This is a genomic window from Flagellimonas sp. 389 (assembly GCF_018449435.1).
Lineage (GTDB): Bacteria > Bacteroidota > Bacteroidia > Flavobacteriales > Flavobacteriaceae > Flagellimonas.
This window is the reverse complement of sequence record NZ_JAHCMU010000021.1, coordinates 69,341-79,171: the sequence shown is the minus strand read 5'-3', so window position 1 is coordinate 79,171 and position 9,831 is coordinate 69,341. Positions and strand designations below refer to the sequence as shown.

General features: G+C 39.7%; 9 protein-coding genes. 5 read left to right on the top strand and 4 right to left on the bottom strand.

Translation table 11 applies throughout. From position 1 onward, the window contains the following. Positions 1 to 84: 84 nt before the first annotated feature. Together KIM67_RS16895 and KIM67_RS16890 are read right to left on the bottom strand one after the other, a co-directional pair. Entirely contained in the window at positions 85 to 735 is a 651-nt protein-coding gene (locus KIM67_RS16895; protein ID WP_213832732.1) for a gluconate 2-dehydrogenase subunit 3 family protein, read from the bottom strand. Continuing rightward, positions 735 to 2,453 carry a GMC oxidoreductase gene (locus KIM67_RS16890; RefSeq protein ID WP_213832731.1) on the bottom strand — a complete coding sequence of 573 codons (1,719 nt, stop codon included), beginning with the start codon at positions 2,451 to 2,453 and terminating at the stop codon, positions 735 to 737. The genes KIM67_RS16895 and KIM67_RS16890 overlap by 1 nt, the downstream gene beginning before the upstream one ends. Positions 2,454 to 2,588: 135 nt before the next feature. On the opposite strand from KIM67_RS16890, the gene KIM67_RS16885 reads away from it, so the two are divergent. Genes KIM67_RS16885 through KIM67_RS16865 form a run of 5 tightly spaced genes read left to right on the top strand, consistent with a single transcriptional unit; the run spans position 2,589 to position 7,635 of the window. After that, complete coding sequence (locus KIM67_RS16885) at positions 2,589 to 3,590, top strand: sugar phosphate isomerase/epimerase (RefSeq protein ID WP_213832730.1); 1,002 nt, start codon at positions 2,589 to 2,591, stop codon at positions 3,588 to 3,590. A gap of 12 nt (positions 3,591 to 3,602) precedes the next feature. Beyond that, positions 3,603 to 4,046 (top strand): DinB family protein, encoded by a 444-nt coding sequence (locus KIM67_RS16880; protein WP_213832729.1) that lies wholly within the window; start codon positions 3,603 to 3,605, stop codon positions 4,044 to 4,046. A gap of 11 nt (positions 4,047 to 4,057) precedes the next feature. Further along, complete coding sequence (locus KIM67_RS16875) at positions 4,058 to 5,287, top strand: MFS transporter (protein WP_213832728.1); 1,230 nt, start codon at positions 4,058 to 4,060, stop codon at positions 5,285 to 5,287. A gap of 25 nt (positions 5,288 to 5,312) precedes the next feature. Next, on the top strand, positions 5,313 to 6,488 hold the full coding sequence (locus KIM67_RS16870; RefSeq protein WP_213832727.1) for a sugar MFS transporter: 1,176 nt from the start codon (positions 5,313 to 5,315) through the stop codon (positions 6,486 to 6,488). Between the two features lie 10 nt (positions 6,489 to 6,498). Beyond that, positions 6,499 to 7,635, top strand: coding sequence for a Gfo/Idh/MocA family protein (locus KIM67_RS16865; protein WP_213832726.1), 1,137 nt, complete (start codon positions 6,499 to 6,501; stop codon positions 7,633 to 7,635). A 6-nt stretch (positions 7,636 to 7,641) separates the two neighbouring features. On the opposite strand, the gene KIM67_RS16860 is transcribed toward KIM67_RS16865, so the two are convergent. Next, positions 7,642 to 8,106: an ASCH domain-containing protein gene (locus KIM67_RS16860; RefSeq protein WP_213832725.1), complete on the bottom strand. Its 465-nt coding sequence runs from the start codon at positions 8,104 to 8,106 to the stop codon at positions 7,642 to 7,644. Between the two features lie 9 nt (positions 8,107 to 8,115). Further along, positions 8,116 to 9,807, bottom strand: coding sequence for a GMC oxidoreductase (locus tag KIM67_RS16855; protein WP_213832735.1), 1,692 nt, complete (start codon positions 9,805 to 9,807; stop codon positions 8,116 to 8,118). Between the last annotated feature and the right edge of the window lie 24 nt (positions 9,808 to 9,831).

Sequence of the window (9,831 nt, the reverse complement as noted above, 5' to 3'; positions counted from 1 at the left end):
AACACCTAACACCTAACACCTAACACCTAACACCTAACACCTAACACCTAACACCTAACACCTAACACCTAACACCTAACACCTCTAAAGCGACCACGCCTTACCTTGTGTCAAGGTCTGTTCATCTTCACAAGCAATATACTCTCCTGGTATGGGCAAATAAGCTAATACCTCTTCCCCCACATATTCCGAAGTTTTATATGACCAAACAGCCATATCCCGCAAAGAAGTAGCAAAGCTAAAGTGGGCAATCTCATCATCTAAAATTGCACTACCATTTTCTTTGACCGCAATGAAATAATCCTCTATGGCTTTTTCATGTGCTTCTTCAATGGCGTCCGTTCTTTTCTTCAAGTACTTGGCAAGAGTAGGTTCTAAGTCTTCCTCATCTAGCCCGGCAAGTGTTTCTTTTTGTGCTGCTGTCATAACGGTGTTCATAAATTTATCCATACCGTTTTTTAGAAAGTCTTGATGCTCTTTAGGCAGTACTTCGTTTACAAATTTGTCTAGAAAGACATGCACATTCACTTCTGTAGCAGAAGGAGTATCGGTTTTGGGCAATATCATGTCCACAAGCGTATGCAGAACAGTACCTTCATCTTTTGTAAAAAAGTCTGGGGTCCAATCCAGCACCTTTTTGGTACTACAGCTTTGTACAATTCCTAAAAGTGTGGGGGCGGCAATGGTATACCCAAAGGCAAGCCCCATGTTTTTTAATGCAACTCTTCTTTCCATTAGATATTTCCTTTTTTAAGTTCTTGGGCTGCATGATTGGCAGCTCTGGCCGTGAAGGCCATATAGGTTAATGATGGGTTTACACAACTTGCGGAAGTCATAAAAGCACCATCGGTAACATAAACGTTTTCAACCGCGTGTAGTTGGTTATTGGCATTCACCACGGAGGTTCTTGGGTTCTTGCCCATTCTGGCCGTACCCATTTCGTGTATGCCAAGCCCTAAAGCATAGGTTTCATCATAGGTTTCAATATCGCGAACCCCCGATTTTTCCAACATGGCTGCTGCTTGTTCCTGCATGTCTTTGCGCATATTGAGCTCGTTTTCCTTTATTTCGGCATCAAAAGTAACCGTAGGCAGACCCCATTGGTCTAATTTGTCATAATCCAAGGTCATTTTGTTCTCGTGATAGGGTAAAATTTCACCAAATGCCAACATATTTATGTTCCAACCCCCTGGTTTAAGAATAGCGTCTTTAAACGCTTTCCCGTGCGATAGCTCTGCGGCAGCTTCTTCATAATCACCTCTTCCAGCACCACCTTGATAACCATAACCTCTTGTAAAATCTTTCATGTTACTGGCGCCGCCCAAATTGCGGAAACGTGGAATATAGATTCCGTTTGGCTTTCTTCCTTTATAGTATTTGTCGTCAAAACCATCCATTTTACCTCTAGCTCCGGCTTTAAAATGATGGTCCATAATATTATGCCCCAGTTCTCCCGAATCGTTCCCCATACCATCTGGAAATCTGTCCGATTTGGATTGCATCAAAATTGAGGTTGAAGCAACAGCAGATGCGCAAAGGAAAATCACTTTGGCCTTAAACTCATAGGTCTCTTTGGTAACTCTATCTATTACTTTTACTCCAGTTGCTTTTTTGGTATTTGGATCATAGATGATTTCATGGACAATGGAGTCTGGTCGCAACGTCATGTTGCCAGTTCTCTCTGCTGCCGGCAATGTTGAGGAATTACTACTAAAGTAAGCACCAAAAGGACAGCCCCTAATACACCTGTTCCTAAACTTACAGGAGCTACGGTTCAATCCTTCAAACTTTTTATTACTGTTGATATGGGCGACCCTACCAGCCGTGATTACACGTCCCTCAAAATTAGTAGCAACTTTTTCCCTAACATGTTGCTCCACACAATTAAGTTCCATCATGGGTTCAAACTGCCCGTCAGGTAATTGGGGTAGACCTAATAATTCTCCAGAAACACCAATGTAACTTTCGACTCTATCGTACCATGGTGCAATATCTTTATAGCGCACGGGCCAATCTACTGCGATACCTTCTTTTTTGTTCGCCTCAAAATCAATTTCACTCCAACGGTAACTATGTCGCCCCCAAAGTAAGGACCTTCCACCAACATGGTAGCCCCGCATCCAATCAAATCGTTTTACCTCGTTATAAGGATGGTCCAAATCATCTACAAACCAGAAATGATGGGGTGCTTTTACGGTATATCCCGTTCTGTTCTGTTTTTCTTGTCTTTCAAGTTTTTCACGAGGTAATTCGCCATTATTGGGAAAATCCCAAGGATCCTTGTTAGCGGTTGGGTAGTCCGTTATATGATTCACCATTCGGCCACGTTCCAAAACCAAGGTCTTTAACCCATTTTCACAAAGTTCTTTTGCTGCCCAGCCGCCACTAATGCCTGTTCCAACTACTATAGCATCGTATGATTCCTGCTCATCGTTGTAATAAAATTTACTCATTTAACAGTATTGTTTATTTCCTAAATGTATTAATTATTAAATTAATTTTCTACATTTAATCCCTGCGTTTATTGAGAATTCCCTACTATAACGTTGTAGTTTTTTGATTCTTTTTGACGTTTTACAGTAAATTTTATGAAAAGAAGGTATTTTATCCAAAATAGTGCCCAAGCAGGAATTGCTGTTTTGGTGTTAGGAAATTACGGATGTAAACAAAACAAAAAAAAAGAAATAGCTAGTCCAACAGTGGAAGAAGCCCCTGAAGAAATGGAACAACTGTTCAAACTCTCTCTTGCGCAATGGTCCATACATAGAATGATCAAAGATGAGGGAATGAATCCGTACCAGTTCGCAGAAAAAGCGAAAAGTTGGGGATTCTCGGGCTTGGAATATGTGAGTCAACTTTATGAGGAGGAATTGAAAGCTGCTAATTTTTCAAAAGAAGCAATGGATGGTTTTGTAACGAAGTCCAAGGTAGCCAGTGAAAAGCATGGATTGGAGAATCTCATAATAATGATCGATCACGAAGGAGATTTGTCCGCTGCGGATGAGAAAGAACGAAGAGCAGCTGTTGAAAGCCATTTTAAGTGGGTAGATGCCGCGGCAGCTCTTGGATGTCATTCTGTTCGTGTCAATTTGATGGGAAGCAAAATAGCAGAGGAATGGACACCTGCCTCAGTAGATGGATTAACGCAATTGGCGAACTATGCAAAGGGCAAAAACATCAATGTTATCGTTGAGAACCATGGTGGATTTTCCTCTAATGCGGAAATGCTCGTCGAAGTGATGAAAAAGGTCAACCTTCCCAATTGTGGAACGCTTCCCGATTTTGGGAATTTTTGTGTAAAGAGAGAAGATGGTTCCTATTTTGAAACCGCTTGTATAGAAGAGTACGATAGATATAAGGGAATAGAAGAATTGATGCCCTTTGCAAAAGCCGTAAGTGCAAAATCGCATGACTTTGATGAACAGGGAAACGAAATCCATACAGACTACAACCGTATGATGAAAATTGTTAAGGATTCTGGGTATACCGGTTATGTTGGAGTGGAATATGAGGGAGACGAGTTAAGTGAAGAAGAAGGAATTATAGCTACAAAAGAATTAGTTGCCAAATCACTAAATCTATCTACATAAAACACTAGGTTTATGAAGGCATTCTTACACCAGCTCTTTGACTATAATTTTTATTGCAACAAAAAACTTATTGAACGATGCGCAGCTATGAAAGAAGTTCCTGAAAAGAGCGCTGAACTTTTTAATCATATTTTAAATGCGCACCATACATGGAACAAAAGAATTGTGGGAAAGCCGACAGATTTCCCACTTTCACATATACACTCAATAGAAAACTGGGAAGATATACACTACGAAAACCAGCGGTCTTCCTTTGAGATCATCACCAATACAGAAGATTTTAGCAAACGTATAGATTATGAAAGTAGTGAGGGTAGAACTTTTGCCAATGAGTTAAAGGATATCCTATTTCATATTGTAAACCATTCTACTCACCACAGGGGGCAGATTTTGGCAGATTTTAGAGTAAAAGGAATAGAGCCAGAATCTTTGGACTACATATTTTACAAAAGATAACCCTTGTTTATATGAGCTTTAGAATTAAGTTTCAGCTTTCTTTTATGATGTTTTTAGAATTCTTCATTTGGGGAGGATGGTTCGTTACACTTGGGACTTTTTTAGGGGAAAATTTAAATGCCAATGGAGCGGAAATAGCCCAGGCTTTTTCGACTCAATCTTGGGGAGCCATAATAGCACCATTTATTGTAGGGTTGATTGCCGACAAGTATTTTAATGCTGAACGAATTCTTGGGGTTTTACATCTTTTAGGTGCATTATTAATGTATCAAATGTATGCAACAAACGACTTCAATGCTTTTTACCCATATGTCTTTGTGTACATGATTTTATATATGCCTACACTTGCCCTTGTCAACTCTATATCTTTCAATCAGATGAAGGACCCTGCGAAGGAGTTTTCTTTTGTAAGGGTATTTGGGACCATGGGGTGGATAGTTGCAGGATTAATCATAAGTTATGTTTTTTTATGGGATTCACCACAGTCACGTTCTGAGGGTTTATTGAAAAACACCTTTTTAATGGTGGCAATTGCTTCTGCTCTTCTAGGGTTGTTCAGTTTTACCCTTCCCAAAACACCTCCCAGAATCGCAAAAGACGAAAAAGTAAATATTTCCACATTATTGGGGTTGGATGCACTTAAGCTACTTAAAGACAGAAATTTTCTCATTTTCTTTTTAGCCTCTATATTGATATGCATTCCTTTGGCATTTTACTATCAAAATACAAATCCGTTTCTTTCGGAGATTGGAGTAAACAATCCTACAGGGAAAATGACCATTGGGCAGGCATCAGAAGTGGTTTTTATGCTATTTTTGCCCTTTTTCTTTAAAAAATTTGGCTTTAAGAAGACCATACTGATAGGAATGCTCGCTTGGACCGTTCGTTATGTATTGTTCGCCTATGGCAATGCTGGAGAATTGGCCTTTATGTTGTTAATTGGGATAGCCTTGCATGGAATTTGTTACGATTTTTTCTTTGTGTCAGGACAAATATATACCGATTCAAAAGCAGGGGAAAAATACAAAAGCGCCGCTCAAGGTCTTATTACTTTGGCTACTTATGGTGTAGGGATGCTAATAGGATTTTGGATTTCAGGAAAGATTACGGACATATATCTCATTTCTGAAAAGATACACAACTGGCAAAACATCTGGATTATTCCTTCGGTTTTTGCTCTTGTTGTGATGCTCTTGTTTGCCTTTTTCTTTAAAAAGGAAGAGGTGGAATATAAATCTTGATAAAAAACCAAAACTGATAATAACAATGGAAAATGTAAACAAAAATCGATTATTTGTCGCGTCCTGTATCGCACTTTTGGTAACGGCCATGACATTCGCGATAAGAGCAAGATTGGAAACCGTTTTTGGACCGGAAGGTATTGGATTAACATTGGAACAAATAGGTTGGGCTTTTACACCAGCTTTTTTTGGCTTTACCATTGCTATGATATTCGGAGGATTTCTGGTAGATACTTTAGGCATTAAAAAAATCACTTGGCTAGCCTTTATTACTCATGCTATAGGAATTACATGGACATTATTGGCCAAAGATCAGACTTCTCTCTTTTTGGCCACACTTTTTGTGGGGATAGGTAATGGCATGGTCGAAGCCGCTCTGAACCCAATGATTGCATCGATGTACAGCGAAAACAAAACAAAAATGTTGAATCGTTTCCATATCTGGTTCCCCGGAGGCATTGTAATAGGCTCCGTTGTAGGTTGGTTGATAATGGATGTTATGGGATTGGATTGGCAGATTATGGTAGCAGCCTTGTTTATTCCTATGCTTATATATGGGTTTATGTTTTTTGGACAGGATTTTCCGGTTACAGAACGTGTTAAGTTAGGCGTAAGCAATCAAAAAATGTTTTCCAGTGTAGCTAAACCACTTTTTATTTTTATGGTGATATGTATGCTGTTGACAGCAGCTACGGAACTTGGTACCAATCAGCGCATAGAATCCTTGCTCAAATCAACCGTAGCAGTACCACTTTTAGTATTAGCGTTCATAAATGGTATCATGGCATTGGGAAGAGCTTCTGCTGGCAAAGTAGTACATAAACTAAAACCGGAAGGAATGTTATTGTTTTCTGCAATTTTTGCTTTTTTGGGCCTATGGCTCCTGACTATAACCAGTGGACCAATGACATTTTTTGCTGCAGCAGTTTTTGCTGTGGGAATAACGTTCTTTTGGCCAACTATGCTTTCCTTTGTTGCGGAGTACATTCCAGAAAGTGGAGCATTGGGATTATCCATAATGGGAGGTGCCGGAATGTTCTCTGTTTCGTTGATTTTGCCCATCATGGGAAATATAATCGATAATGCCAGTGCCAATGATGCGTTAAAAATAATGTCTATTCTACCAGCAATTCTAATCATTCTGTTTATTGGATTGAATATTTACATGAAAAAAAGAAAAACAAAGACACAAGTAGTTTAAACGAGTTAGCATGCCAAAAAAAATAAAACTTGGAATTCTTGGTGGCGGTGGCGACTCCCTTATTGGGGTGCTTCACAGAGTAGCCGCACATATAAATGATAACTATGAAATTGTAGGTGCCGTATTTAATGCCGATTTTGAAGAGAGCCTAGAATTTGCCAAAGAAATCGATGTGCCCACAAATCGAATTTATAAAGATTTTGAAACCTTAGTGGAGGAGGAGTTAAAACTTCCCAAAGACGAACGTATTCAAGTGTGTTCAATATTGACCCCTAATTTTCTGCATTTTCCCATGGCGAAGAAATTGCTGCAAAATGGGTTTCACGTCATCTGTGAAAAGCCGATGACCACGACGTATGATGAGGCCAAAATTTTACAGGATACCTTGATGAAAGCCGGAACTGTATTTGCAGTTACCCATACCTACACGGGTTATCCCATGGTACGCCAAATGCGTGAAATGATAAAGGAAGGAGCTCTAGGAAAAATATATAAAGTAGATGCGCAATATTACCAAGGGTGGATAAATACAATCATCCATGATAAAGAAAAACGTTCATCCGTATGGCGTCTTGACCCAGAAAAAGCGGGTATAAGCTCCTGTATGGGAGATATTGGGGTACATGCGTTCAACATGATCGAGTTTACCACAGGATTACAGATTAAATCGCTTTTATGCGATTTTAATTACCTGTACAAAGACAATCAAATGGATGTGGACGGTACGGTATTGATACGGATGGATGAACATGTAAAAGGTGTCATTAGGGCAAGTCAAGTAGCAACTGGGGAGGAAAACGGGTTGGCGATTGCTATATATGGTGAAAAAGGAGCCTTTAGATGGGAACAGGAAAAACCTAATTTTCTTTACAAGTTGAGTGATACGGAGCCATTGCAGGTATATAAACCGGGGCATGCCTATAATTCTGAATTGTCCCTGGATGGAACTAAGTTACCGCCCGGTCACCCTGAAGGTATTTTTGATGCCATGGCCAATATTTATTTGGGTGCTGCTCGTGCCATTCGTGGTGAAAGATATAACGATGGTGAATTCCCGACAATGTTGGATGGTGTGCGGGGGCTAAACTTTATTGAAAGTACGGTAGCTTCCCATAAGCAGGGAAATGTTTGGATAGATTTGGATTAAGAAGAATTACTTTTCAAATACTTTTTCGAACTGCTCAAAAACTATTATCATACTTTCTCTTGGCGTTTTTTCAAATGCCGAAAGTTCTCTAGTATAATAGTCCCAGTGCGTTTGTTTCCAGTATTCCAAACTTTTGTCCCCTTCACCCTCTATGCGGGCATGATCTGCATTTATGGCGAAATAGGGCACTAGTTTTACAGAGGTGGTCCTAATGACGCATTTTGCATTTCCGGACCAGTCCGTCACTATTGCAAAATCACCGATTTTAGGCAATTCTTCTTTGCGTAGTTGTAATCCTAAAAGCGAATGCGAAGTAGCTCTTTTAATATCTTTTCGGACTAGGCTTGCACAAGTATTGGCGTCTTTTTCATTATCACAAAAATGAATCACTTTTGGGGCATCCTCAGAGGCAAATTCCAGATGTGCATCAAGAAAATCGCCCCATAAATTTCGGGCAGAAGCATTTTCCATAGTAGGTATTTAAGAAAATTTATTGTTTTTAAATTGTTGTACTGCATGATTGGCCGCTCTGGCGGTAAATGCCATATACGTTAGAGATGGATTTACACAGTTGGACGAAGTCATAAAAGCACCATCCGTAACATATACATTTAGTGCTTCATGTACTTGATTGTTCTTGTTTAAAACAGAAGTTTTTGGATTATCTCCCATCCGAGCACCACCCATTTCATGTATTCCTAAACCTGGACCAGTCTCCCTATCGTATGGCTTCACCTTTTTATACCCAGCTTTTGTCAACATAGAGACTGCTTCTTTTTTTATGGCCTCCCGCATGTTAAGCTCATTTGTTTTAAACTCAACATCAAAATCCAATTGTGGTAAGCCCCACTTGTCTTTTTTAGTTGCGCTTAAAGTTACACGGTTTTCATGATGGGGCAACATTTCCCCAAAACCTGTCATACCAATTTCCCAACCTCCAGGTTTTAGAACAGCTTCTTTAAGTTTTTTGCCATAGCCCATTTCAGCTATGACTTCAGACCAATTTCTTCTGCTTGCCCCTCCTTGGTATCCAAAACCTCTTATAAAATCTTTTTGTTTGGTGTTCTCATCTAAGTTCACAAATCTGGGAATATAAAATCCGTTTGGTCGTCTTCCCTTGTAATATTTATCCAAATGACCATCAACTTTTGCAGATGCGCCTAATTGGTAATGGTGGTCCATGATATTACGTCCAAGTTCGTCATGGTTGTTGCCTATCCCATTTGGGAATGTTATTGATTTAGATTGCAGTAGAATGCCAACGGAGGCCATAGCAGAAGCACATAGAAATATAATACTTGCTTTGAATTCCAGTTTTTCATGGGTTTCCGAATCTATGACTTTTACTCCGGTCGCTTTTTTTAGTGTATCATCATAAACTACTTCGTGCACTATGGAATTTGGCCGTAAAGTCATATTTCCTGTTCGCTCTGCAGCAGGCAGTGTAGAGGAATTACTGCTAAAATACCCTCCAAACGGGCAACCTCTCCAACATCGATTTCTATATTGGCAAGGTCCTCTACCTTTAAATTCAGTAGTATTTTCTGTAATGTGGGCAACCCTGCCTATGGTCAAAAGCCGATTATCATCAAAATTGGCGCTGATTGAATCTTGTAGGTCTTTTTCAACACAATTCAACTCCATGGGAGGTTGAAACTGACCATCAGGCAATTGCTTCAAACCTAATTTTTCGCCACTAACACCTATGTACGATTCAACTTTATCGTACCAAGGAGCAATATCCTTATAACGAACGGGCCAGTCTATAGCAATACCATCTTTCTTATTGGCGTTAAAATCAATATCGCTCCAACGATAACTTTGCCTGCCCCAAGTCAGTGATCTACCTCCAACGTGATAGCCACGAATCCAATCAAAACGTTTGGTCTCTTGGTAAGGATGTTCCAAATCATTTACAAAAAAATGTTTTACGTCATCTCTTGGAGCCCACCCAACACGCAGTTGTTTTTGGTAGTTTTTTTTCTCATGCTCAGATAGTTCACCCTTTAACGGATAATCCCATGGGTCATCGTGCATGGTTTTATAATCTTCTATATGTTTTACCATGGGACCGCGCTCCAATACAAGTATTTTCAAGCCATTTTCGCAGAGCTCCTTAGCAGCCCAGCCACCACTTATTCCAGTGCCTACAACAATTGCATCGTAAACCATATTTTCATTCACTGTTCTGTTGTT

Excerpts from the sequence above, each read along its gene's own strand:
- KIM67_RS16880 (WP_213832729.1), top strand. The coding sequence starts at position 3,603 with ATGAAGGCATTCTTACACCAGCTCTTTGACTATAATTTTTATTGCAAC.
- KIM67_RS16885 (WP_213832730.1), top strand. The coding sequence starts at position 2,589 with ATGAAAAGAAGGTATTTTATCCAAAATAGTGCCCAAGCAGGAATTGCT.
- KIM67_RS16895 (WP_213832732.1), bottom strand. The coding sequence starts at position 735 with ATGGAAAGAAGAGTTGCATTAAAAAACATGGGGCTTGCCTTTGGGTAT.
- KIM67_RS16875 (WP_213832728.1), top strand. The coding sequence starts at position 4,058 with ATGAGCTTTAGAATTAAGTTTCAGCTTTCTTTTATGATGTTTTTAGAA.
- KIM67_RS16890 (WP_213832731.1), bottom strand. The coding sequence starts at position 2,453 with ATGAGTAAATTTTATTACAACGATGAGCAGGAATCATACGATGCTATA.
- KIM67_RS16870 (WP_213832727.1), top strand. The coding sequence starts at position 5,313 with ATGGAAAATGTAAACAAAAATCGATTATTTGTCGCGTCCTGTATCGCA.
- KIM67_RS16855 (WP_213832735.1), bottom strand. The coding sequence starts at position 9,807 with ATGGTTTACGATGCAATTGTTGTAGGCACTGGAATAAGTGGTGGCTGG.
- KIM67_RS16865 (WP_213832726.1), top strand. The coding sequence starts at position 6,499 with ATGCCAAAAAAAATAAAACTTGGAATTCTTGGTGGCGGTGGCGACTCC.
- KIM67_RS16860 (WP_213832725.1), bottom strand. The coding sequence starts at position 8,106 with ATGGAAAATGCTTCTGCCCGAAATTTATGGGGCGATTTTCTTGATGCA.